Source organism: Acetivibrio sp. MSJd-27, assembly GCF_018918095.1.
Taxonomy (GTDB): domain Bacteria; phylum Bacillota; class Clostridia; order UMGS1840; family HGM11507; genus HGM11507.
Window position 1 is genome coordinate 1 of the sequence record NZ_JAHLPV010000045.1, and the last position, 23,444, is coordinate 23,444.

Sequence of the window (23,444 nt, forward strand, 5' to 3'; positions counted from 1 at the left end):
GCCGGATTAAGGCTTGAGTTTTTGCCATGTTTCTGTTATATTGAAAAAGCAGGGAGCAAAAACACTCCCTGCCAACCAATTTTACCCTTGTTTGGACTTTACACAAAGTTAGAAGCAGACCCAACAAATATTATTGCTCTATGATTTCCCCTTCTGTTGAAATTGTGACAATCTGCCAAGGAATCATTTTTTCGGAATTTTTCAGTGCTTCCTTTACAGCGGCTACAATTCCACCACAGCAGGGAACCTCCATTCTGGTAATCAATATTCTCTTGATGTCATTCGTTTTTAAAATTTCTGTCAGCTTTTCACTGTAATCAATTTGATCTAGCTTAGGGCAGCCGATTAAAGTGATTTTATTTCTCATAAATTTTTCATGGAAGTTTCCATAAGCATAAGCAGTGCAGTCCGCCGCTATCAGCAGATCGGCATTCTGAAAATAAGGCGCGTTTACCGGAACCAATTTGATCTGAACAGGCCACTGATTTAACTGAGAAGGCATATCCAAGGAAGTAAATTTTTGCTCTGACTGTTTATGAACAAAAGATTTGCTTTCTGAACCGGGGCATCCGCAAGGGAGTTTGGTTCTATTTTCCTCTACCGCTTTTTCGTCATATTCCAGTGCTTCCCGCACTTCAAATGATATCGCATTTGTGGGGCATACGGGGAGACAGTCTCCCAAACCGTCACAGTAATCGTCCCTTAAAAGCTTTGCCTTTCCGTCAATCATGCCAATAGCCCCCTCGTGGCAAGCCTTCGCGCATAATCCACAGCCATTGCATTTCGACTCATCTATTTTGATAATTTTTCGTTTCATATGATTTCCTCCTATTGATTTTGTGATTTGAGTATACTATAATAAAACGATAAATTCAGTTGCTTATGCAACGAAAGAGGTGCTTTTTTGAAAATTTCGGCTTATGGAATAAACATTCTTTATACAAATCCATTGTTTCAGGGATTGCATGAAACGCAGATAATAAATTTGCTTTCAGAGCCTGTCAGTACCGTGAAGTATTTTAATAAAGAGGAGACTGTAATTGCCTATGGACAACAGATAAAAGAGATCGGCGTATTACTTTCCGGAACAGTTTGTATCACAAAAACGGATTATGACGGGAATCAATTATTGATCACCAAGATGCATACCGGTGCGGTTTTTGGAGAATCTTTTGTCTGTGCCGGAGGGGAAAGAGCTTCTGTTACCGTTACCGCGGACGTAGATGCGGAAATATTATTTTTAAATAGTATAGAAAAACTTCCGGCTTTGGTGCAGAAAAATTTGATGATTATTTTGGCAAGAAAAAATCTATTTCTCAATCGACGAATCTCTCTGCTTAGTTTGGGATCTATCCGCGAAAAGGTACTGTCATTTTTGAAAGAGGAATGTGATAAGCAGCAAATAAACCCTTTTTATCTGACAATGGACAGAAATGAAATGGCAGATTACCTTTGTGTTGATAGGAGTGCTTTGTCACGCGAACTTGGAAAAATGAAAAGAGAAAATCTGATCGACTATCACAAAAATTGTTTTCGGCTGATGTGATAAGGAAGAAAGGTGGAAAAAGTGAAGAACAGTATCATGCATCCGTTTCCTCCATTGTATAATGAAAACTCTAGAATATTGATTTTGGGCAGCTTTCCCTCTGTAAAGTCACGGGAAGCTATGTTTTTCTATGGACATCCTCAAAATCGTTTTTGGAAGGTTATTTCATCACTGGTAAAAGAGGAAGCTCCCCGGAGTATAGAGGAAAAAAGAGCGCTTTTGCTAAAGCATGGAATTGCAGTTTGGGATGTCATTCAAAGCTGTGAGATCAAAGGTTCCAGTGACAGCAGAATTAAAAACGTGGTGCCAAATGATTTCGTTCCAATATTGGAAACGGCAAGAATAAAAACGATTTATACAAATGGTGCGACTGCAGAAAAATACTATAAAAGGTATTCTGAAAAGGCAACCGGAAGAAAATGCATTTGTTTACCCTCTACAAGCCCTGCAAATGCCAGGTTCCGTGTAGACGATCTGATTCAAGTATGGAAGGTGATATTAAAAGACTTAAATTAAGATCAGATAAAAATGGGGAAACATTTCGAATATTTCAAAAAATTCGTTAAACTGCACAAAGATATTGCTTTTTTTAATTTAGTACTTTACTTTGCTAAAGTTTTAGTGTATTATAATAATAAATCAACGACATCAATTATTATATTGGGGGTTATGAAATGAAAAAAATGAATTGGAAGAAAATTTTGTGTGCTGCACTGGCAACTGTGCTGGCAACGGTCAGTTTCGCAGGATGCGGCGGTGACGACAGCGCTGTAAGCGGCGGAAATGAACCGTCATCTACACCCGCGGCTGATACATCTTGGACAGATATTCAATCAAAAGGAAAAATGGTTGTCGGCTTGGATGATTCTGTTCCGCCTATGGGATTCCGCGATCCGCAGAGCAATGAGATTGTCGGCGTTGACATCGATCTGGCAAAAGCGGTTGCTGAAAAACTGGGAATTCAGGTCGAATTTAAAGCAATTGACTGGAAGGCAAAAGAGGCTGAACTGAATACCAAAAAGATCGATATAATCTGGAACGGTTTCACTATCACCGCGGCCAGAAAGCAGGAGGTGCTTTTCTCTGAGCCTTACATGGACAATACACAGGCAATTATCGTCGCCAAAGGCAGTGCGATTAAAACAAAATCAGATTTAAAAGGAAAGAAAATCGGCGTACAGGCTGGTTCTCCTGCAGAAGATGCAATCAAAGATGACGACATTGAATTGTATAACAGTATCGGTGCTGGAAATATCAATAAATATGATACGATTTTAATGGCATTGCTGGATTTGGAAGCAGGACGGGTAGACGCAGTTGTTGCTGATGAAACGGTTGCACGTTATACCATAACGGAATCAGGAAAAGAGTATGAAATTCTTTCTGAAAATTTCCTGGAAGAAGAGTATGGGGTTGGATTCCGGAAAACAGATGTAGCATTTAAAACAGAATTTGATAAAGCTTTCAAAGCGATCAAAGAGGATGGGACAGCTGCAAAAATTTCAGAAAAATGGTTCCAGAAAAACATTATTAAATAAAACAGGAAATCATAGCTAGCTTAAGGGAGTTCTTTTTAAAGAAGGGCTCCCTTTGCAATTTGTACTGTCCTCCGCTGAATCATTGTATAGCGTACAAAGTGCTTTGTTTAAATCGCTTGGTGAAGACGAAAGATTTTTTGATTTAAAAATAAAATACGAAAACCGCTTGATTTTTCAAGCGGTTTTCGTTATATCAACCATTGGATTGATTTATGGCGCGCCCTAAGGGATTCGAACCCCCGGCCTAACGGTTCGTAGCCGTTCACTCTATCCGCTGAGCTAAGGGCGCATGTTTTCATGAGATTGCTTTCACAACGGTTTTATTATAACATAACTTTTTGATAAAATCAATTATTTTTTAAAAGGTTTTTAAAAAAACTTGCAAAAAGCATGTAATTCATGTAAAATTAATCTAGTTTATTGTTAGAAAACAGCAGGTAAAAGGAAGTGTGATGCATTGCGCAGTGAAATTCAAAATGCTGGAACAATTGTTGTGAAAGTGGGAACCAGCACCCTTACCTATGAAAACGGAAAGCTGAATTTAAAGCGAATGGAACAGATAGCCAGAATATTAACCGATGTGAAAAATTCAGGAAAAAAAGTCGTATTGGTTACCAGCGGAGCCATCGGAGTTGGTATGTCAAAAATGGGACTTAAGGAAAAGCCAAAGGAAGTCAAAGCAGTTCAGGCAGTTTCTGCTGTTGGTCAATGTGAATTGATGAGCATTTATGACCGTATGTTTTCTGAATATAATACAATTGTCGGTCAAATTTTGATGACAAAAGATGTTATTACAAATTTGGAAAGAAAGGAAAATGCCATCAATACGTTTAGTGCATTGCTTGAAAATGACATTTTGCCGGTTGTCAACGAGAATGATTCGGTATCTGTGGATGAGATAAAATTCGGAGATAATGACACCCTTTCTGCCATTGTGGCAAAGTTGATTGACGCAGATGCTTTGATTATTTTATCAGACATAGACGGATTATATGACCAGGATCCTCGCCTTTGTGAGACAGCAAAGATCATTCCCGAAGTCAACGAAATTACAGAAGAGATCAAAAGCATGGCGTGCGGCGCAGGCTCCAAACGCGGAACCGGTGGTATGATTACCAAACTGACAGCAGCCGAAATCGCAACAGATGAGGGGATACAGGTAGTCATTGCAAACGGAAAGGATCCCCATATTATATACCGTATCTTGGAAGGTAAAGAGATAGGAACGATTTTTAAGGGAAAGAAGGCATAAAAAATGGAAGAACTGCAGTTAAAGGGACAGCGTGCGAAAGAAGCCGGCAGAATCTTGCTTACCGCATCAAAAAAGAAAAAAAATGAAGCGTTGGAAGAAATCGCAAAGCAATTGGAGAAGAGTGTTTCATATATACTGGAAGAAAACAAAAAGGATGTACGGCAAGCGCAGAAAAAAGGCATCTCCGAATCATTGCTTGATCGGCTGATGCTGACAGAGGACAGAATCTATGGAATCGCGGAAGGGGTTCGTCAGGTTTCAAAGCTGAAAGATCCAATCGGTGAGGTTGTCAGCATGTGGGAGAGCGAAGCCGGACTGCGCATTGGAAAAAAGAGAGTTCCCATGGGAGTTATCGGCATTATATATGAAGCGCGTCCCAATGTAACGGTAGATGCAGCAGTGCTGTGTTTAAAGACATCCAATGCAACGATCCTGCGGGGCGGAACCGAGGCATTTTATTCTAATTTAGCTTTGGTAAATATCATGAAAAATGCCTTGGAGTCTTGCGGATTGCCCGGAAGCGCAATAGAGATGATTGAGGATACAAGGCGTGAAACCGCGGTCGAATTTATGAAATTAAATGATTATCTAGATGTTCTTATTCCGCGTGGAGGCGCTGGTTTGATTCAAACAGTTGTGAGAAACGCGACGGTTCCTGTTATCGAAACCGGTACGGGAAACTGTCATATTTTTGTGGATGAAACTGCAGATCAGAAAAAAGCTGTTGATATTATTGTCAATGCAAAAACGCAGCGTCCGGCAGTTTGCAACGCCTGTGAATCCGTTCTGGTGCACAAAAATATTGCACAGGAATTTTTGAAGATGCTTGCAGCTGTGCTGACGGAAAAAGGAGTTGAAATTTACGGATGTGAGCATACAAAGGAAATTCTTCCTAATGCATTTTTGGCGACAGAGGAGGATTACGCAACAGAATATCTTGATTTAAAGCTTTCGGTGAAGATTGTGGAGAATATTGGAGAAGCGATTGCGCATATTAACCGTTATTCCACCGGTCATTCGGAAAGTATCATTACAGAAAGCTATACAAATTCAGAACGTTTTCTGAACGAAATTGATTCCGCCTGCGTGTATGTCAATGCATCCACCCGCTTTACAGATGGGTTTGAATTCGGATTCGGAGCGGAGATCGGAATCAGTACACAGAAGCTTCACGCAAGGGGACCGATGGGGCTAAATGAACTGACCTCAATGAAATACATCATCTATGGCGATGGACAGATTAGAAAGTAGGAACTGATTTTGGAGGACTTTATATTTTCACTGAATGCTATTTTGCCCATATTTTTGACGATGGCAGTTGGCTTTTTTCTAAAACAGATTGGCTTTTTAAAACAGGATTTTTTGGATCAATTAAATAAATTTATATTTTATGTAGCCACATCGGCATTGCTTTTTTCAGACACTTCAAAGGTGGATTTTCGCGAGACATTCGACGCGCGTTTTGTTTCGTTTATGCTTTTGGCAATTGCAGGATTGGCGCTGATTCTCTGGATAACCGTACCTTTATTTGAAAAAAACAGGATAAGGGCCGGAGCGCTGATTCATTGCGGATACCGCTCCAATTTTGCGATTCTGGGTCTGCCGCTGGCAAAAAATTTATTGGATGCGGTGGGCGTTGCCAAAACAGAAATTATTCTGGCGTTTGGGGTACCTCTTTTTAATGTAATTGCAGTTTTATGCTTATCCTATTGGTCTGGAACAAAGGGGGACTATAAGGACACAATCAAAAAAATTGCGACAAATCCGTTGATTATCGGCGCATTATCCGGTCTGTTGCTTTCCATCTTTGGAATAAAGCTTCCGACACCTATCGCTACTTCCGTTGGATATTTAGGGAATATGGCTATGGGACTAGGGCTGATTGTTCTCGGAGCATCCTTTGATGTGAAAAAATTCATCTGTAACTTTAAGGAAACGATTCTGGGGACGTCTATAAAATTATTGATTTCACCGATGTTGATTATGACTGCTGCGCTGCTGTTGGGATTTCGCGGTGATGAAGCAGTGATTGCCTTTATCCTGTCCGGCGCGCCGACTGCGGTGAACAGTTTTGTCATGGCAAAAGCCATGGGTTCTGACAGTGAATTGACTTCCGGTATCGTGATTTGTTCTACGGGCCTGTGTACCATAACAATGTTTATCGGGATATATTTACTGCGGATATTTGAAATTTTTTAAGGAGCAAATATGGCGAAAAAGAAATATTATGCTGTCAAAGTAGGAAGAAATTGTGGGATCTATGAAAAATGGGATGATGCAAAAGAGCAGATAAACGGATTTTCCGGCGCCGTTTACAAAGGTTTTTCCACCAGGGAAGAAGCACAGAGATATATAGGCGGGGAAGAAAAGAATGCTGTGGCACAATGTCCGGGAGAAGATGAACTTTACGCATATGTAGACGGCAGCTTTGATGTAAAAACCGGCAGGTATGCCTATGGTGTGGTTTTGCTGACAAGTTCGGAAGAAATCTGCAGGAATGGCGTCGGTGAGGATAGAGAAGCAGCAAATATGCGGAATGTGGCAGGAGAACTGGCCGGTGCTGTCTATGCAATGGAATACGCCCTGAACCATGGATACTCGAAGCTTGTAATATTCCATGATTATGAGGGCATTGCCAGATGGGCAAAGGATGAATGGAAGGCGAATTTGGACAGTACACAGAAATACAAGTTGTATTATGCGGGAATAAAAGATCGGCTGAAAGTGATATTTCAAAAGGTGGCTGCGCATACTGGAGATCATTATAATGAGCTGGCGGATAGTCTGGCAAAACAGGCTTTGGGAATAAAAAAATAGGGACGTTTCTGTCTCAAAAGCCTTATATGAAATGTTTTATTAAAAATGAAGCAAAAAGGTATTGACATCATTAGGCTGATTTGATATAATAATTTTGTTACAAAGCAGAAGTTTCACCTTCTCACCTTACAGCTCAGGCTCGTTTGGTTAAATTATATTTTGAATGAATATAATGACGGGTGGAATTTATTCTGCCCGTTTTATTTTATATATTTTTTTAATTGGAGGTGCTTTCCTATTAGTAATAAGGAATTACAAATCAATGAAGCCATCAGAGATGCGCAGCTTCGTGTGATCGATTCAGACGGTTCTCAGCTGGGAATTATGAGCAGCAAGGAAGCGCAGAACATTGCCAATGATAAAAACCTTGATCTGGTTAAAATTTCCCCCAATGCACAGCCTCCGGTCTGTAAGATTATGGATTACGGAAAATATCGGTTTGAGCTGGCAAAAAAAGATAAGGAATCCAGAAAAAATCAAAAGGTGATTACCATTAAGGAAGTTCGCATGTCCTTGTCTATTGATACGCATGATTTGGAAACAAAAGCAGGAAACTGCAATAAGTTTTTGAAAGCTGGCAATAAGGTAAAAGTGTCTATCCGCTTCAAGGGAAGGGAATTGGCACACACTGAGTTAGGGCTTCCGCTGCTGGATAAGTTCCTTGCGCTTGTAGAGGAAAATGGCACTGTGGAAAAGAAACCGAAAATGGAAGGCAGAAATATGTCCATGTATTTAGCACCAAAATTACAATAAGAGAAAATATATAATTATTATATATAAATTTAGAGAGGAGAGTTTTCCTATGCCAAAAGTAAAGACACACAGAGCTTCTGCGAAGAGATTTAATTTAACAAAGTCCGGCAAAGTAAAAAGAGCTAAGGCATATAAAAGCCATATCTTGAACAAAAAGTCCACAAAGAGAAAAAGAGGATTGAGACAGATTGGCTATGTCAGTCCGGCTGATGCTGCGGTTGTAAAGAAACTGATTCCGTATAAATAAATCGATTCGTAAGGAGGTAATGTACAAATGGCTAGAGTAAAAGGCGCAATGCGCACAAGAAAAAGACATAAAAAAATCCTGAAATTAGCAAAAGGCTATCGGGGTGCGAAGAGTAAATTATTTAGAACTGCCAATCAGGCGGTTATGAAATCTTTGGTTTACTCCTATATCGGAAGAAAACAGAAGAAAAGGGATTTCAGACAGCTTTGGATTGCAAGAATTAATGCTGCTGCCAGAATGAACGGAATGAGCTATTCCAGATTTATGAACGGTCTGAAAAAGGCGGGTATTACCATCAATAGAAAGATGCTTGCTGAGATTGCAGTAAATGACGAGAAAGCATTTACCGCATTGGTTGAAAAGGCAAAAGCAAGTTTATAACGAAAAGACGGATATCACTATAGTTATCAGCGAGAATTCACGCTTCCGCTGATAACATTGCATACTGCCCGTAAAAGGTCATGGAGCTTTTGCGGGTTTGTTTTTAGCTTCTTTTGGTCCTCCTGACGGTGTTTATTATAATGCACCAACGAGAACCTGTTATGTTGGAACGATTAAATTGGTTAGATGAGGATAATGCTGCAGATAATGAAAATATATATTGTAAAAACATGAGACGAAGAGCAATACCGTTAATCATTCAAACATTATAGGCTGAATTGCTTTTTGTAAAGGTGAAAAGGAATGGGACATATACTTAAAGTGATACTTAGGAGATTGATTGCATTTATTCGCCATTTTCATCCGACAAGGGTGGTGGCTGTTGGATTTATGCTGATTATCCTGACTGGAGGACTTTTGCTGTCCTTGCCCATTGCGTCAAGGAATGGAATAGGATTGCCGTTTTTAGATGCTTTGTATACGGCTACAAGCGCTACGTGTGTAACAGGACTTATTTTATATGATACTTATACACAATTCACTCTGTTTGGTCAGATTGTCATTATCACGCTGATTCAGATTGGCGGGCTAGGCTTTATGACTATGGCAACTTTCATATCTATTATTTTCAGGCGGGCGATTTCTTTAAGAGGCCGCCTTCTTGCTATGGAATCCGTCAACAACTATGGAATTCAGGGTGTTGTTAGGATGACAAAGCACATTATTATCGGAACATTCTTAATTGAGGGGGCAGGAGCACTGATTCTTGCCATTAAATTTATTCCTGAGTTTGGTTTTTGGGATGGGATATACAATGGAATATTTCATTCTGTCTCTGCTTTTTGTAATGCAGGATTTGATTTGATGGGCAGAAAAGGCGTGTTTGGCAGCTTGACGCCATACGCTTCTGATTTTACAGTAAATCTTGTTATCATGACATTAATCGTTGTCGGCGGCCTGGGCTTTGTCGTCTGGGAGGATCTCTATTTGCAGCCAAAACCCAGCAGGTGGAAAGTTCACACGAAGATCGTTCTTACGATGACAGCCATTTTGATCATAGGCGGAGCTTTGTTTTTTGCTATGACAGAATGGAACAATCCGGCAACTTTGGGAACTTTACCGTTACACGGAAAAGTTTTGGCCTCCTTTTTTCAGAGTGTCACTACCAGAACCGCAGGATTTAATACCATTGATCAGGCGGGAATGACAGATGCATCCATATTGATGTCAACCTTGCTAATGTTTATAGGTGCTTCTCCCGGCTCTACCGGCGGCGGTATCAAAACAGTATCCTTTGCGGTTCTTCTTTTAACAATTTTTGCAGGTTTAAAAGGTGAAGATTACATTAATGTATTCCGCCGCAGATTAACTGCTGGTACGATTCTTCGTGCAGTTGCCGTATTTTTGATTGGAGCAGGAATTATCGTGTGCGGCACAATGATCCTCTCCATTACGGAAAATGCTGATTTTCTTCATGTAGTATATGAAGTGACGTCAGCATTTGCAACGGTTGGATTGTCAACTGGCATCAGTGCCGCATTGTCAACAATGGGAAAGATTGTACTGATGGTTATCATGTATACGGGAAGAGTTGGTGTTACGACGGTTATTATATCGTTGATGATGAAGCGTGCGACTAGAGTTCGCAATTTTTCTTATCCTGTTGAGCGGGTTATGTTATAACAAGATGAAAAATGTGATAAGATATGTCGGAAGAAACGGCAGAATGGAGTGAAAAAAATGAAATTGTATAAATCATTTATTGTGCTTGGGCTGGGAAGGTTTGGCACCAACGTGGCCACTTCGCTGTTTGATTTGGGTTATGAGGTTCTTGCAGTGGATAATAAACCTCAGATTATTCAGGAGATTGTCTCAAATGTGACGCATGCTGTGGTAGCTGATGCAACGGATGAAGCCGCTTTGCGTTCTCTGGGAGTGCGTAATTTTGACATGGCCATTGTAGCCATTGGAGATGACATAGAGGCAAGCATACTGACAACCGTTATTTTAAAGGATTTGGGTGTTCAAAAGGTATTGGTGAAGGCGAACAACGATCTGCATGCGAAAATTTTGAAAAAAATTGGCGCGGACGAAATTGTGTTTCCAGAAAAAGAAATGGGTGAGCGGATTGCACACAACATTACGCAATCCAATATTTTGGACTACATCAATTTGTCTCCGGAATACAGCATTATAGAGACTACTGTACCGAAAAAATGGAATGAGAAAACACTGAAAGAGATTAATGTCCGGGCAAAGTATGGGATTAATATTATGGCGGTCAAGCATGGAGCACTCATCAATATCGCCCCCAATGCAGAGGACAAATTATACAGCGGAGATGTGCTTGTTGTGATTGGAAGCAATCTTGATCTTGATGTCTTTAAATCCGATATTGATTGATGGAGAGATTATGGTAATTACCAGTGAGAGCAATAAAACAGTAAAATGGCTGGAAAGCCTGCGGACAAAAAAATACAGACAGGAGTATTCCGCTTTTCTTGCAGAAGGGGAGCGTTTAGTGAAAGACGGTTTAAACTATCTTGCGCCAAAGTTGATGGTTTTTTCGGAAAGCTATTATAATAATAGTGATTGTACTTTCTGCAAAGAACCTTTTGTGGTTTCCGATTCGATATTTCGTAAAATATCAGAGACGGTGAATCCTCAGGGAATCATGGCCGTTTTTCCAATTCGGCGAGAAAAATTCAGCGATTTTGACAGACAGGGAGGGCTCCTTCTTCTCAATAAAATTATGGATCCTGGAAATCTGGGGACAATGATAAGAACTGCGGAGGCTGCCGGTTTTTCTCATGTTGTATTGGACAAAGGCTGTGTTGATATTTACAACCCGAAGGTAGTGCGCTCTACGATGAGTTCTCTGTTTCGGGTTCATGTCTATCAACAAGAGGATCTTTGCAATGTGATAGCAGATTTGAAATCGGCTTATCAAGTATATGCGGCGGCATATGATGAATCTGCGGTTTCCGTATTTCAAACACAGTTTGGTAAGAAATCTGCTATCATCATCGGAAATGAGGCAAACGGCATTGAACGTTCGGTACTTGAAGAAGCGGAGCAGGTGGTTTATATTCCCATGCAGGGGAGTATTGAATCTTTGAATGCTTCCGTGAGCGCAGCGATACTTATGTACGAATACTTCAGGCAGATAAATCGTTAATTATGGTATGCACCCCAAAAATTGCACGCAATTTGAGGTGCATTTTTTAAAGGGAAGTGAAGGTGTGAACCAGTTATATTATAATGACACCATTTATTTTTACCATATAAATCGTGCGCAAAGAAAACACTTATACATCTATATTAAAAATGGAGAAATTGAAGTTCGTGCGCCCCAAAAAATGTCTTTCAAAAAGATAGAAAAAGCGGTTTATGAAAAACGGCACTGGATTGTTGAGAAAATGAGATTGCAGCAGTCACGCAGTCAAAATAATTATGAGGAAGGCGGACAATTTCAAATATTGGGCAAGACCTATACTCTTTCCATTCAGCCGTGGGATAAGAAGCGGATAAAAATAGAAAGGAACGCTGAAAAAAAGATTGTGCTTTTCTTCCCGTATGGAAAAATCGCAGATGAGGAAAACATCAGAAAAGCAATCGAGCGGTTATATAGGGAAGAAGCGAATAAGATTTTGCCCCCGTTATTCAGTCAGGCAGAAAGAATAACCGGAATAAAAGCCTTTTCCTGGAAGATAAAAAAGATGTCAAGAAGCTGGGGACTCTGCAAACGGAATGGATGTATCTCCATTAACTGGAATCTGATTCGTTATACTGAGGATACTATTTTATATGTCCTTATTCATGAATTATGCCATATCAAACATTTTGATCATTCCAAAGAATTTTGGAATCTTGTGGAATATTATCTGCCGGAATATAAGCTGCAGAAAAAGAATCTTCATTCGCAATAAAAATTTTTTCTTAGAGTATACGGAGATTTGAGATATTGTACGGAACAGAATGAAAAATCCCTCTTGAAATTTTAATAGGAATCGTATATAATACAAAACGTACACAATATATTGTGGTTAAAAACAATATAGACACCAATATATTGAAAGAAAGAAAAGAAAGAGGGAAACAATCGTGATTTCAAACATTCGGAAACGAGATGGCAGAATCGAGAATTTTGAGAGGGAAAAAATTGTAAAAGCTGTTTTAAAAGCGATGAACCATGTTTTTGTCAATGATGTGAAGTGCGCGGAAAAAATAGCTGATCACATTGAAAATTTAGAAAAAGACGTGGCAAGTGTTGAGGAGATACAGAACTTCGTTGAAATTGAATTAATGAAGTCAAGATATAAAAATGTAGCGAAAGAGTACATTCTATACAGAGAGAAGCGGAATATTGCCAGGGGACGGCATACCTATGAAACCTACATGGGCATTGTCAATACCATTGCCAATGATGTGACAAAAGAAAATGCAAATATGAATGCCGAAACGCCGGCAGGCATGATGATGAAGTTTGCCAGTGAAACCTCCAAACCTTTTGTGATGGATATGCTGCTTTCTCAGGAAGCCAAGGATTATGTAAAAAGCAACTATATACATATTCATGATGCGGATTACTATCCCACAAAATCGTTGACCTGTCTGCAGCATCCGCTGGACAAGATTTTAACGGAAGGATTCCGGGCAGGGCACGGTTCGTCCAGACCAGCCAAACGGATTGAGACGGCTGCGATCATTGCCTGCATATCGATGGAATCGGTTCAGAATGAAATGCATGGAGGACAGGCTATTCCAGCATTTGATTTCTATCTTGCCCCTTATGTCAGAATGACTTATCTGGAGGAATTGGAGAAGCTGGAGAAATTGGAGGGGCTCGATCTCGGAGAGTACAAAAAGGAAAAATTGGAGGATTATTTACCAAAGGAACTGGATGGACTGTCCGGAAAGTCACGTTACAGGCAGTATGCAATCAATCAGACAGTCAATCGTGTCCACCAAGCGATGGAATCCTTCATTCACAATATGAATACCATTCACAGCAGGGGTGGGAATCAAGTGGTCTTTTCGTCCATAAATTATGGGACAGACACATCGGCCGAGGGGCGATGCGTGATTCGGGAGATTTTAAAATCGACCTATAAGGGAGTTGGAAATGGCGAAACACCGATTTTTCCGATTCAGATATGGAAAAAGAAAAGAGGAGTCAGCTACTGCAAGGAAGACAGAAATTATGATCTGTATTGCCTTGCGTGCGAGGTCAGTGCAAAAAGGTTTTTCCCGAACTTCCTGAATCTGGACGCAACTTTTAACCGTGATGAGGAATGGAATGAGAAGGATCCGAAGCGATACGAACATGAGGTGGCAACGATGGGTTGCAGAACCCGTGTTTTTGAGAATCGTCATGGCAGGAAGACTTCCATTGGGCGAGGCAATCTTTCTTTCTCTACCATCAATATCGTCAAGCTGGCTTTGGAGCAGAGAATGGTTGAATCCAAAGAGGAAAGAATTAAAAAATTTTTTGAGCGTCTGGACAATTGCATTGATGTCACGGCACAGCAGTTATATGACCGTTATACCTTTCAGCGCACCGCGCTGAAAAAGCAGTTTCCGATGCTGATGAACGGAATGTGGGAAGGCAGTGAAGAAAAGGATCCCAACGAACCGGTTAAGGATCTGTTGAAAACCGGAACCCTTGGTATCGGCTTCATCGGTCTTGCGGAAGCGCTCATTGCGCTGACGGGAAAACATCATGGTGAAAGCGAAGAAGCGCAGAAATTAGGGCTATCTATTGTAAAGCATATGTATGACCGGATCCAGGAAATTGCTTCTGAGAAAAATTTAAACTACAGTCTTCTTGCAACACCAGCGGAAGGATTGAGCGGTAAATTTACCAAAAAGGATAAAGAGGAATTTGGTGTGATCGAACATATCACCGATAAGGAATATTACACAAACAGTTCCCATGTTCCGGTGTGGTATCGCTGCAGCGTAGAACATAAGGCGGAAGTAGAAGGCCCCTATCACAAATATGAATTGGGGGGACATATTTTCTATGTAGAGCTGGACGGGGATGCTACCCATAATCCGGAATGCATTATGCAGACGGTTGATTTGATGGATAAATACGATATTGGCTATTCCTCAGTCAATCACACCCGCAACAGATGCTTGGAATGTGGGTTTGAAAATGCGGAAAAAGATATGGAAATCTGCCCGAACTGCGGAAGTACGCATCTGGATATTATCCAGCGTATTACCGGTTATCTGGTGGGAAGCACGAATAACTGGAATGCCGCCAAAAAAGCGGAATTAAAGGATCGTGTGACACATGGCTTCTGATCAATTGAATATTTTGGATATCATATATAGTTCTTCCGTTGACGGGACAGGGTTTCGAGATGTTTTATTCGTGTGCGGCTGTCCGCATCATTGTCCGGAATGCCATAATCCCCAAAGCTGGAACGCTGAAAATGGTCATTGGGAATCCGTGGATGAACTCTACAAAAAACTTACCAAAAGCAATCTTACAAATGTAACTTTCAGCGGCGGAGAGCCTTTCGAGCAGACGAGGGTACTCTGCAAGCTGGCGAAAAGGCTGAAGGAAGAAGCAGGGAAGACCATATGGATATACAGCGGATACCGATATGAGGAACTGAAAGAGGACGGGGAAAAGAAAAAACTGTTGTCCCTTTGTGATGTGCTGGTGGACGGAAAATACGAAAAGAATAATACAGAACTGAATATGCGATTTAAAGGCTCGCTGAATCAGCGCATTATTGATATTCCTTCCTCATTAAAAGAAAATAAAGTTGTTCTGTTTCTTCCCTGATAAAAAAATCTTTGCCCCGAAAAATATAAACCCGCTTCACACACTATTTTCCATGTAATTTCCTATATTTCATAAGAGGCATTGCCTCGTTACAAGAAAGCTCGAAAGTGTAAATACTTTCGGGCTTTTTGTATGTTAAAAGAATGTTAAATTTATCATAAAACTCCCCTTTGTCTATCATAAATCTATCACAAATTATCTTTATAATAAAGGCATAAGAAAGGAGTGATAGACATGGCAATTGAAGTATTTAGCCGTTATGAAAAGAAATATATGATAAATTCTGCAGTTTATTTAAAAATACAGGATGTATTAAGAAAATATATGAATGCGGATCCCTACAATAAAGATGGCGCCTTTTATACCATCAGCAATATTTATTATGATACGCCAGACAATTATCTTATCCGCAATTCCACTATGAAGCCCGCTTATAAAGAAAAACTGCGGCTTCGGGCATACGGCGTCCCGAAAGAAGAGGACCTGATTTTTCTGGAAATCAAAAAGAAATTTCAAAAGATAGTCAACAAAAGGCGTACAAAACTTTCTCTGAAGGAGGCATACTCCTTTGTGGAAAACGGTGAGAAGCCCGCTTTACAGGAATATATGAATCCTCAGGTACTCAATGAATTGGAATATTTTATAAGACGTTATCCATTGAAGCCAAAATTGTATTTGGCATATGATCGTTTCGCCTATTTTGGAGAAGGTCAGCGGGACCTGCGGATTTCTTTTGATACCAACATTCGGACAAGAAGAGATCAACTGCGTCTGGAGAAAGGGGATTTCGGAGAGCTGCTGCTGGATGACAATCTGTGGCTCATGGAGATAAAAGCGGAAAAAGCAATTCCTGTATGGGTTGGCGAAATGCTTTCCGAGTATGAAATTTTTCCGGTCAGCTTTTCAAAATACGGTACGGAATACCAAAAATATCTTGCAAAAAATGTGAGAGAGGAGAGAATTCCATGCTTGATTTCTTGTTTGTCTCAACAGGCGATGCCGAATTATCAGTTGGCACTGCAGTACTAACCATTGTGACCGCCTTGCTTCTGGGGCTGGTTATCAGTTTTACTTATATGAAGACCTATAAAAAGGGGATTCATTCCCAAAGCTTTGTGCTTACAATCATTATGATCCCAGCGATTATTTCCATTATTATTCTGTTGGTCGGTAGCAATGTGGCACGGGCTTTCAGCCTTGCAGGTGCATTTTCCATTATCCGCTTCAGAAGTGCCCCCGGAGATCCGAAGGACATTACCTATATTTTCTTTGCGATGGCGGCAGGTCTTGCCTGTGGTGTCGGTCTGATTGGATATGCGGCTTTGTTTGCACTGATTCTATGCGGTATTATGCTTCTTCTGCATTGGATCAATTTTGGCCGTGTGAAAAAGACAAGGCGTATCCTGAAAATTACGATTCCGGAAAATTTGGATTATCAAGGCGTATTTGACGATATTTTTGAAAAATATACCTCTGGTTACGAACTGCAGAAAGTGAGAACGATTGATTTGGGAACACTGTATGAATTGGTTTATCTGATAGATATCCCGGATGATTTAAATGAAAAAGAGTTTCTGGATTTGATCCGATGCAGAAACGGAAATTTGAATATTGTGTTTTCCCTTGCCGGGGAAGCCATAGCGTGTTAGGAGGTAATTATGAAAGCGAAAATAATCAGTCTTTGTTTGTGTGTTCTTCTGTTATCTTCCGCAATTCCAGCTTTTGCGGCATCAGAATTGGAATATGAGAAATTATTTGAAAAGGATCACATACTAAAAATAGAAATTGAATTGAGCGAGAGTGATTTTCAAAGCATCTTGGAGAATCCTACTGCCGAGGAATACAAAAGCGCTACCGTAACAGTAGACGGGGAAACGGTTGAAAATGTTGGATTCCGCACAAAAGGGAACAGCTCCTTGAATTCCGTTGCAAAAAGTGATTCCGAACGATACAGTTTTCGCATTAAATTTGACAAATATGTCAAGGGACAGAGATTGCTGGGACTGGATGAGCTGGTGGTTAATAATATGTTTTCCGACCCGTCCTATATGAGAGAATATCTGAGCTATGAGGTCATGCGTGAGAACGGTGTTGCTGTGCCGGAAACAGCCTTTGCCAATATATATATCAACGGGGAATTATATGGTTTTTATCTTTGTGTGGAAGCCATAGATGATTCTTTTCTGGAGCGTGTATTCGGTGATAATGACGGAAATCTGTATAAGCAGGAGATAGGCTCCTCGCTGTTATACGAAGCGGGCAGCGACTATCCGAACAGTGAACTGAAAAACGGCAATGATACCGAAAAAACGGGGCTCAAGAACATGATAGAGGTTCTCAATGAAATGCCGGACGGGGAGAAAGGCGGGATCGAGGAGGTGCTGGATGTCGAAAGCGCCCTTCAGTATATTGCCGCCAACACGGTTCTGGGCAATTATGACAGCTACAACGGAAGCAATCTGCAGAACTTTTATTTATATGAGCACAATGGAATATTTTTGTGATCCCCTGGGATTATAATATGTCGATTGGCGGCTTTACAGGCGGCACAAGTGCACAGACAATTCCTATTGATGAGCCTGTCATGAATATCAGCATGGAGAAAACACCGCTGATTACAAATCTTTTGGAAGTGGAAGAATACAAAGAGCGGTATCATGAAATCATTCAGCACTATCTGAATATTCTGCAGAATTTTGAAGAGAGAGTATCGGAACTGAAAGAATCGATTACCCCTTATGTAGAAAACGATCCGATAAAATTCTATACCATGGAACAGTTTGAAAAAGCAACCACTTATCAGGAAACAAACGGGGATATGCAGCAACAGGCGGGAATCCCCACATTTCCGAATGAGACAGGAAACGAACAGCAGAATCAGCAGATGATACCGCCCGGCAATGGCGGAAATCCACCGTCTCAAATAAATGGTGAAAATGGGCGGGCTCCTTCCGAAAACAAGCAATTTCTACAGCCGGGCGGCGGAAAACCAGATGGAAACGGTGCACATCAAAATGGAGAAAGACCAAACGGCGGCGGAGGCATGATGACTGCCAACATTTCTATCATCAATTTTATCCGCGCAAGAGTTGAAAACATTGAAAAACAGTTGGCAGGGGAACTTCCCACAACAGGGAATCCTACTATGAACAGCCCAAACGGGCGGCCTGGCGGCATAGAAAACTTTCCTCAGGAAATACAGAGAATCCATGTTAATCTAAATGGGCAGATGCTTCGGTTTGATGAACAGCCTTTTCTTCAGGATGATAGAACATTAGTGCCTCTCAGAGCAATATTTGAAGCTTTAGGCATTCAAGTTAAATGGGAGGAAGAAACCGGGACAATCACGGCGATGAAAAACAGTACTACAGTGGTTCTGAAAATCGGCGAAATACAGGCTTATAAGAATGGAGCAGAACTTACATTAGATGTACCTGCGACTTTAAAGAATGACAGAACGTTTGTTCCTGTCAGATTTATTGCGGAGAGTTTTGATTTAACCGTTGATTGGGATGAGAACACGCAGACGGTTTCCATTCGAGAGCCATGATATAAAAATTCCTTTCCTATTGTATGGGAAAGGAATTTTTGATTGTATATTATGCTTTTTCATTTCTTCTATCGATGAAAAAATATTACTTTTATTGTGCATAATATACAATGTTGTTCGTCAAAAGATACAAAAATAGGGCATTGTGAAATATAGGTTTTATGTAATAATTGTGTTATAATAACCTCACGAGGCTCTAAAAATTGAAAAATACGAGAGATCCGAAGAAGATTGAAACGCAGAAAAATATTTCTGAATGGATTAGGAAACAAAAACTCTGTCACTAGCGTGATGCGGAATGGGAAAAATTAGCAAAACCAGTACCAAGGAGAAACGAGCATGGCTGAATTGAGAGATGTAACAGAAGCAGATTACAATTTGTTTTTTGATATTCTAAAGGAAAACGCGGAATGGGTTAGAAGGAAAGGGCATCCGGCATGGCTGGAAGAACATTTGATTAATGTAAAAGAGTATTATAAAAATAAGAAATCGTGCTTAAAAATTTGTTATGTGGAAGACAAACCAGCGGGTACCGTGATTTTTGATGAAACTGATTTCGATATATGGGGACCGGCGGGTCTGGACGGAAAAGCGGTATACGTTCATAAATTATGTGTTCGTGAGCCTTTTATGAAAAAAGGGCTCTCTCTGGAGTTGTTGGACAAAGCTAGAAAGTACGCTGCAGAAAACGGAAAAGAATATCTGCGGTTGGATTGTCAGTCGTTTAACCTGAAAGTGAAAGGAATTTATCTGGCTTTTGGTTTTCAGCTCGTAGGAAGTAAAGATTTTGGAAATTATAAGGCATCTTTACTTGAGATGAAGATATAATCTTGCTCATATGTCCTATGTTTTCTGTAACAACCTGTCAAGGGATAAGTCGTGAATGTTTATGAAAATTTTCGCCTGAAACTCTTGAAAAGAACCCTGAAACAATGCGGCAACCGATCGGGCTTCGATTTAGGAGGCAGGCAAAGGGCAATCTCCATCTTCTTGTTTTGCAAATCTGAAACGCTTTTAAGATGACTTTTTTGTCTTGCAAAAGCGGTTTTATCTTGTTATAATAAAAGGCAAGATATTCAGGAAACGGGTATCACTTATTTTTTTAGTGGTGGTAACATCTGCCGTCAAAACATTGAGAGGAGTGAACCCTATTGATTAAAAAAATGGGCGCAGCTGTTTTGGCAATCCTATTGATTGTACTAAGCGGCGCTTTTTTTCAGTTTCAGTCTAATTTAATTCAGGATATCCGTATAAAAGATGGAAGATTGCAAATACATATGCCTGAAAAGGCAGTATGCGTTCAGGAGAAAAAGTTTACATTTTCTGAAAATAGAAATCCTCTCATTTTACAGAATATTTCAATATTTGTGAATGACAAATTGATTGCGCAAACCGTATATCAAAAGAGTCTTCGCTACTATCTTCCTGTCAATCTGTTTCCGATTGGGGATTTGCCGGAAAGGTTGCGTGGGGAAGTATTACAAATAGACGGGCAAACCTACTTGTCTATTAATGATATCGAACAGGCACTTAATCTGGAAAGCCGCTGGGATTATACGTTAAAAACGATTTCCATGAGTTCCGGCAATCCGCGGCTGCAGTGTCAAAGAAGAGACAATGCACAGCCTGCCATGATTCGTCTGGAGGACTTTACGGCAGGAGGGGCTCTTCTCACTGCAGATATTTGCATGAAGTATAAAATTTTTGCAGATTATCTGTATCAAAATAATGTGAAATTTCATGTGGCTTGGATTCCGCGTTTTGTCCATCCATCCGAAGGAATCGACAATGATCTCATGTTCAACGATGGCATTGAGAATGTAGGGTTTGTGAACCTAATGGATCACTTAATCAACCGTGGCGCTGTCATCGGATTGCATGGCTATACCCATCAGTATGGAGAAAGCGTTTCAGCGGAAGGAAATGAAATTTCAAAAGAATTTAACACAATGCCTGAAGAGATGGAAACACTCGTCAAAAAAGGACTTCAGACAGCAGCTTTTTTGAATATTCCGATTGATTTTTTCGAAAGTCCTCATTATAAAGCGACAAAAAAAGAGCAGAATATACTAAGTAAGTATTTTAAGGTTATTTATGAACCGTACCAGGGAACATGGAATCTAAACCCTCTTGTAAGTCATAAAAATAACACAACCATTTTTATGCCGACACCTTTGGGATATGTACATGATAGAGACGGCAGCCAAATGGTACGGCGTCTCAAATTAAACCAGAATGCCAAAATGCAGCTGAGCAGTTTTTATTTTCATCCGTTTTTGGAATTTGAATTTATTCATTTGAAGCCTGACGGCTATTCTTATAATGAAAATTCTCCGATGCACCGTATTGTAAAGGCTCTGAAGCAATATGGCTATGAGACGGTAACGGTGAAAGATTTTACGGATCATCTTCCATAACCTTGCTTTACATCGTGAGGTGAAAATATAGGTGGCAGCACACAATAGGGTAATATTCTTTCGTGAGAATAATCGACAATAATTGAAAATAGTTGTAAAATGAAAAAATTTGAGATATAATAGAGGTATATTATGGAAAACTATTTTTATAAATGTCCTGTCTGCGGCTTCGTGCACTTGGTTCCAGCGTATTGGGTTAGCTTTAATCCGCCCCGCCAGATGGAATTTTCTCATATCAGTGAACAGGGGCAGGACTGTAATGTACCATTAAATTTAATAGAGGAGTGAGCATAATGAGCCAGTATAGGGAGCAATATGAGAAATGGATGTCATTTTCAGGAATGACTGACGATCTAAAAAAGGAACTGGAAGAGATAAAAGGGGATGATAACGCTGTCAAAGAGCGTTTTTTCAAACCTTTGGAATTTGGGACAGCCGGTTTAAGAGGTGTAATTGGAGCGGGTACAAACCGTATGAATATCTTTGTGGTACGTCAGGCCACACAGGGACTTTGCGAGGTTATTAAGTCGCAGAATGCCGCCGACCGCGGGGTTGTGATTGCCTATGATTCCAGAAAATATTCCGATTTGTTTGCAAGAGAATCAGCCAGAGTTTTGGCGGCCAACGGGATTAAGGCTTATCTGTTTGAGGATTTAAGGCCGGTTCCGGAGCTTTCCTTTGCAATCCGACAATTAGGTACAATTGCTGGTATCGTTATCACAGCCAGCCATAATCCTTATCAATACAATGGATATAAGGCTTATTGGGAAGATGGCTCTCAATTGCCGCCGCAATTTGCGAAAGAAGTATTTGATGTGATTGTGAAAACCGATATTTTTGCCGGGATCAAAATCGCAGATTTCGATAAGGCGGTTGAAAAAGGAATGATTGAAATCATCGGCAGCGAAATCGATGAAGCTTTTATAGAAGAGGTTCTGAAACTTTCGATTCATCCGGATGCGGTTGCCAAAGTTGCGGAGCATTTTAAAATTATCTATACTCCTTTTCATGGTACCGGCAATAAACCAGTACGGGAAGTACTGAGGCGTGCAGGTCATAAAAATGTGATTGTGGTGAAAGAACAGGAGAAACCGGATCCGATGTTTTCCACTGTAAAATCGCCCAATCCGGAAGACAAAGAAGGCTTTCAGATCGCCATCAATGATTATGCGAAAAAATATGATGTCGATTTGATTATAGGAACTGATCCGGACTGTGACCGTGTTGGGATTGTTGTCAAGGCCTCTAACGGCGAATATATTACTATGACAGGAAATCAGGTTGGAGTTCTGCTCACCCATTATATTTTAAGCGGTTTGAAGGACGAGGGAAAGCTGCCTGAAAATGGTGTTGTAATCAAGTCTATTGTTTCCACAAAGATGGTCAAGGCCATATGTGATACATTCGGCATTGAACTGATGAATGTTCTGACCGGCTTTAAATTCATCGGCGAAAAAATCAAGGAATTCGAGCAGACACACGAACATACTTTCCTGTTTGGTTTTGAGGAAAGTTATGGCTATCTGAGCGGAACCCATGCGAGGGATAAGGACGGTGTTAACGCCTGCATGCTGATTGCAGAGATGGCGGCTTATTATAAAGCAAAAAACATGTCTTTATACGACGCGTTGACTGAGCTTTTTCGTCAGTACGGATTTTATAAGGAAAGCGTTTTGTCTATCACCCATGAAGGGCTTGACGGCATGGAGAAAATCAAAAATACAATGCTTTCTTTAAGAGAAAATCCTTTGACTGAAATTGGCGGAATTAAAATTCTTTCTGTCAGCGATTATTTGAAGGGAAAGAACACTTGTCTTGAAAATCGGAAAGAAACTGTTATTAATCTGCCACAGGCAGACGTGTTGGCTTATGATTTGGAGGATGAGACAACCATATTTATCCGTCCGTCCGGAACGGAACCTAAAATCAAGGGCTATATTATGGTTTGCGATAAGGAAGAAGAAAAAGCAACAGAAAAAATTATAAAATATACAGATATATTAAAGCAAATACTGGATTGGGTCTGCTTCTAACTTTGTGTAAAGTCCAAACAAGGGTAAAATTGGTTGGCAGGGAGTGTTTTTGCTCCCTGCTTTTTCAATATAACAGAAACATGGCAAAAACTCAAGCCTTAATCCGGC

At 40.3% G+C, this 23,444-nt stretch carries 25 protein-coding genes, 1 tRNA gene and 1 other annotated feature; of the genes, 24 read left to right on the forward strand and 2 right to left on the reverse strand.

The genetic code is table 11. The features are described 5' to 3' along the window. Positions 1–130: 130 nt before the first annotated feature. Entirely contained in the window at positions 131–817 is a 687-nt protein-coding gene (locus KQI32_RS11460) for an ATP-binding protein (protein ID WP_216425353.1), read from the reverse strand. Positions 818–904: 87 nt separating this feature from the next. Between KQI32_RS11460 and KQI32_RS11465 the strand changes: the two genes are divergently transcribed. The 3 genes from KQI32_RS11465 to KQI32_RS11475 all read left to right on the forward strand — a co-directional run bounded on the left by KQI32_RS11465 (position 905) and on the right by KQI32_RS11475 (position 3,084). Next, positions 905–1,546 (forward strand): Crp/Fnr family transcriptional regulator, encoded by a 642-nt coding sequence (locus tag KQI32_RS11465; RefSeq protein WP_177690966.1) that lies wholly within the window; start codon positions 905–907, stop codon positions 1,544–1,546. Positions 1,547–1,558: 12 nt separating this feature from the next. Beyond that, complete coding sequence (locus KQI32_RS11470; protein ID WP_374197082.1) at positions 1,559–2,062, forward strand: DNA-deoxyinosine glycosylase; 504 nt, start codon at positions 1,559–1,561, stop codon at positions 2,060–2,062. 158 nt (positions 2,063–2,220) lie between these two features. Further along, the gene (locus tag KQI32_RS11475; protein WP_253291181.1) at positions 2,221–3,084 is read left to right on the forward strand and encodes an amino acid ABC transporter substrate-binding protein; all 864 of its coding nucleotides are present in this window, start codon (positions 2,221–2,223) and stop codon (positions 3,082–3,084) included. A 213-nt stretch (positions 3,085–3,297) separates the two neighbouring features. Here the strand turns inward: KQI32_RS11475 and KQI32_RS11480 are convergent. Then, a tRNA-Arg gene (locus tag KQI32_RS11480) sits at positions 3,298–3,373 on the reverse strand. Between the two features lie 168 nt (positions 3,374–3,541). Here KQI32_RS11480 and proB point away from each other — a divergent pair. From proB to KQI32_RS11585, 21 genes are all read left to right on the forward strand, one after another. Beyond that, complete coding sequence (gene proB / locus KQI32_RS11485; RefSeq protein WP_216425355.1) at positions 3,542–4,336, forward strand: glutamate 5-kinase; 795 nt, start codon at positions 3,542–3,544, stop codon at positions 4,334–4,336. A 3-nt stretch (positions 4,337–4,339) separates the two neighbouring features. Next, entirely contained in the window at positions 4,340–5,587 is a 1,248-nt protein-coding gene (locus KQI32_RS11490; protein WP_216425362.1) for a glutamate-5-semialdehyde dehydrogenase, read from the forward strand. Positions 5,588–5,596: 9 nt separating this feature from the next. Beyond that, complete coding sequence (locus KQI32_RS11495) at positions 5,597–6,535, forward strand: AEC family transporter (protein ID WP_177690971.1); 939 nt, start codon at positions 5,597–5,599, stop codon at positions 6,533–6,535. Between the two features lie 9 nt (positions 6,536–6,544). Continuing rightward, positions 6,545–7,153: a viroplasmin family protein gene (locus KQI32_RS11500; protein ID WP_177690972.1), complete on the forward strand. Its 609-nt coding sequence runs from the start codon at positions 6,545–6,547 to the stop codon at positions 7,151–7,153. 96 nt (positions 7,154–7,249) lie between these two features. After that, positions 7,250–7,366: a sequence feature (ribosomal protein L20 leader region), on the forward strand. After that, on the forward strand, positions 7,361–7,906 hold the full coding sequence (infC, locus tag KQI32_RS11505; protein ID WP_374197083.1) for a translation initiation factor IF-3: 546 nt from the start codon (positions 7,361–7,363) through the stop codon (positions 7,904–7,906). It overlaps the preceding feature by 6 nt. A 49-nt stretch (positions 7,907–7,955) precedes the next feature. Next, a complete protein-coding gene (rpmI, locus tag KQI32_RS11510) occupies positions 7,956–8,153 on the forward strand; it encodes a 50S ribosomal protein L35 (RefSeq protein WP_177690974.1) in 198 nt (65 codons plus the stop codon). A gap of 27 nt (positions 8,154–8,180) precedes the next feature. Next, positions 8,181–8,534 (forward strand): 50S ribosomal protein L20, encoded by a 354-nt coding sequence (gene rplT, locus KQI32_RS11515; protein WP_216425364.1) that lies wholly within the window; start codon positions 8,181–8,183, stop codon positions 8,532–8,534. Between the two features lie 303 nt (positions 8,535–8,837). After that, positions 8,838–10,217, forward strand: coding sequence for a TrkH family potassium uptake protein (locus tag KQI32_RS11520; protein WP_177690978.1), 1,380 nt, complete (start codon positions 8,838–8,840; stop codon positions 10,215–10,217). Between the two features lie 57 nt (positions 10,218–10,274). After that, positions 10,275–10,937: a TrkA family potassium uptake protein gene (locus KQI32_RS11525; RefSeq protein ID WP_177690980.1), complete on the forward strand. Its 663-nt coding sequence runs from the start codon at positions 10,275–10,277 to the stop codon at positions 10,935–10,937. Further along, positions 10,912–11,712 carry an RNA methyltransferase gene (locus KQI32_RS11530; RefSeq protein WP_253291183.1) on the forward strand — a complete coding sequence of 267 codons (801 nt, stop codon included), beginning with the start codon at positions 10,912–10,914 and terminating at the stop codon, positions 11,710–11,712. The genes KQI32_RS11525 and KQI32_RS11530 overlap by 26 nt, the downstream gene beginning before the upstream one ends. A gap of 64 nt (positions 11,713–11,776) precedes the next feature. Then, positions 11,777–12,463, forward strand: coding sequence for a M48 family metallopeptidase (locus tag KQI32_RS11535; protein ID WP_216425367.1), 687 nt, complete (start codon positions 11,777–11,779; stop codon positions 12,461–12,463). 175 nt (positions 12,464–12,638) lie between these two features. After that, entirely contained in the window at positions 12,639–14,846 is a 2,208-nt protein-coding gene (locus tag KQI32_RS11540; RefSeq protein ID WP_308167056.1) for an anaerobic ribonucleoside triphosphate reductase, read from the forward strand. After that, positions 14,836–15,336: an anaerobic ribonucleoside-triphosphate reductase activating protein gene (nrdG, locus tag KQI32_RS11545; RefSeq protein ID WP_216425374.1), complete on the forward strand. Its 501-nt coding sequence runs from the start codon at positions 14,836–14,838 to the stop codon at positions 15,334–15,336. The genes KQI32_RS11540 and nrdG overlap by 11 nt, the downstream gene beginning before the upstream one ends. Before the next feature lie 234 nt (positions 15,337–15,570). Next, positions 15,571–16,365, forward strand: coding sequence for a polyphosphate polymerase domain-containing protein (locus KQI32_RS11550; RefSeq protein WP_216425376.1), 795 nt, complete (start codon positions 15,571–15,573; stop codon positions 16,363–16,365). Then, positions 16,302–16,985: a DUF4956 domain-containing protein gene (locus KQI32_RS11555; protein WP_177690990.1), complete on the forward strand. Its 684-nt coding sequence runs from the start codon at positions 16,302–16,304 to the stop codon at positions 16,983–16,985. The genes KQI32_RS11550 and KQI32_RS11555 overlap by 64 nt, the downstream gene beginning before the upstream one ends. A 9-nt stretch (positions 16,986–16,994) precedes the next feature. Continuing rightward, positions 16,995–17,840 carry a CotH kinase family protein gene (locus KQI32_RS11560; RefSeq protein ID WP_216425378.1) on the forward strand — a complete coding sequence of 282 codons (846 nt, stop codon included), beginning with the start codon at positions 16,995–16,997 and terminating at the stop codon, positions 17,838–17,840. 17 nt (positions 17,841–17,857) lie between these two features. After that, complete coding sequence (locus tag KQI32_RS11565) at positions 17,858–18,886, forward strand: stalk domain-containing protein (RefSeq protein WP_216425386.1); 1,029 nt, start codon at positions 17,858–17,860, stop codon at positions 18,884–18,886. A gap of 339 nt (positions 18,887–19,225) precedes the next feature. Further along, positions 19,226–19,714, forward strand: coding sequence for a GNAT family N-acetyltransferase (locus KQI32_RS11570; protein WP_216425388.1), 489 nt, complete (start codon positions 19,226–19,228; stop codon positions 19,712–19,714). 323 nt (positions 19,715–20,037) lie between these two features. Continuing rightward, entirely contained in the window at positions 20,038–21,303 is a 1,266-nt protein-coding gene (locus tag KQI32_RS11575) for a DUF2334 domain-containing protein (RefSeq protein ID WP_216425391.1), read from the forward strand. 132 nt (positions 21,304–21,435) lie between these two features. Further along, positions 21,436–21,591 (forward strand): hypothetical protein, encoded by a 156-nt coding sequence (locus KQI32_RS11580; RefSeq protein WP_216425393.1) that lies wholly within the window; start codon positions 21,436–21,438, stop codon positions 21,589–21,591. A 5-nt stretch (positions 21,592–21,596) separates the two neighbouring features. Next, a complete protein-coding gene (locus tag KQI32_RS11585) occupies positions 21,597–23,336 on the forward strand; it encodes a phospho-sugar mutase (RefSeq protein ID WP_216425395.1) in 1,740 nt (579 codons plus the stop codon). Positions 23,337–23,444 lie beyond the last annotated feature (108 nt).

Excerpts from the sequence above, each read along its gene's own strand:
- KQI32_RS11460 (WP_216425353.1), bottom strand. The coding sequence starts at position 817 with ATGAAACGAAAAATTATCAAAATAGATGAGTCGAAATGCAATGGCTGT.
- KQI32_RS11475 (WP_253291181.1), top strand. The coding sequence starts at position 2,221 with ATGAAAAAAATGAATTGGAAGAAAATTTTGTGTGCTGCACTGGCAACT.
- KQI32_RS11490 (WP_216425362.1), top strand. The coding sequence starts at position 4,340 with ATGGAAGAACTGCAGTTAAAGGGACAGCGTGCGAAAGAAGCCGGCAGA.
- KQI32_RS11500 (WP_177690972.1), top strand. The coding sequence starts at position 6,545 with ATGGCGAAAAAGAAATATTATGCTGTCAAAGTAGGAAGAAATTGTGGG.
- rpmI (WP_177690974.1), top strand. The coding sequence starts at position 7,956 with ATGCCAAAAGTAAAGACACACAGAGCTTCTGCGAAGAGATTTAATTTA.
- rplT (WP_216425364.1), top strand. The coding sequence starts at position 8,181 with ATGGCTAGAGTAAAAGGCGCAATGCGCACAAGAAAAAGACATAAAAAA.
- KQI32_RS11520 (WP_177690978.1), top strand. The coding sequence starts at position 8,838 with ATGGGACATATACTTAAAGTGATACTTAGGAGATTGATTGCATTTATT.
- KQI32_RS11525 (WP_177690980.1), top strand. The coding sequence starts at position 10,275 with ATGAAATTGTATAAATCATTTATTGTGCTTGGGCTGGGAAGGTTTGGC.
- KQI32_RS11530 (WP_253291183.1), top strand. The coding sequence starts at position 10,912 with ATGTCTTTAAATCCGATATTGATTGATGGAGAGATTATGGTAATTACC.
- nrdG (WP_216425374.1), top strand. The coding sequence starts at position 14,836 with ATGGCTTCTGATCAATTGAATATTTTGGATATCATATATAGTTCTTCC.
- KQI32_RS11550 (WP_216425376.1), top strand. The coding sequence starts at position 15,571 with ATGGCAATTGAAGTATTTAGCCGTTATGAAAAGAAATATATGATAAAT.
- KQI32_RS11555 (WP_177690990.1), top strand. The coding sequence starts at position 16,302 with ATGCTTGATTTCTTGTTTGTCTCAACAGGCGATGCCGAATTATCAGTT.
- KQI32_RS11560 (WP_216425378.1), top strand. The coding sequence starts at position 16,995 with ATGAAAGCGAAAATAATCAGTCTTTGTTTGTGTGTTCTTCTGTTATCT.
- KQI32_RS11565 (WP_216425386.1), top strand. The coding sequence starts at position 17,858 with ATGTCGATTGGCGGCTTTACAGGCGGCACAAGTGCACAGACAATTCCT.
- KQI32_RS11570 (WP_216425388.1), top strand. The coding sequence starts at position 19,226 with ATGGCTGAATTGAGAGATGTAACAGAAGCAGATTACAATTTGTTTTTT.
- KQI32_RS11580 (WP_216425393.1), top strand. The coding sequence starts at position 21,436 with ATGGAAAACTATTTTTATAAATGTCCTGTCTGCGGCTTCGTGCACTTG.
- KQI32_RS11585 (WP_216425395.1), top strand. The coding sequence starts at position 21,597 with ATGAGCCAGTATAGGGAGCAATATGAGAAATGGATGTCATTTTCAGGA.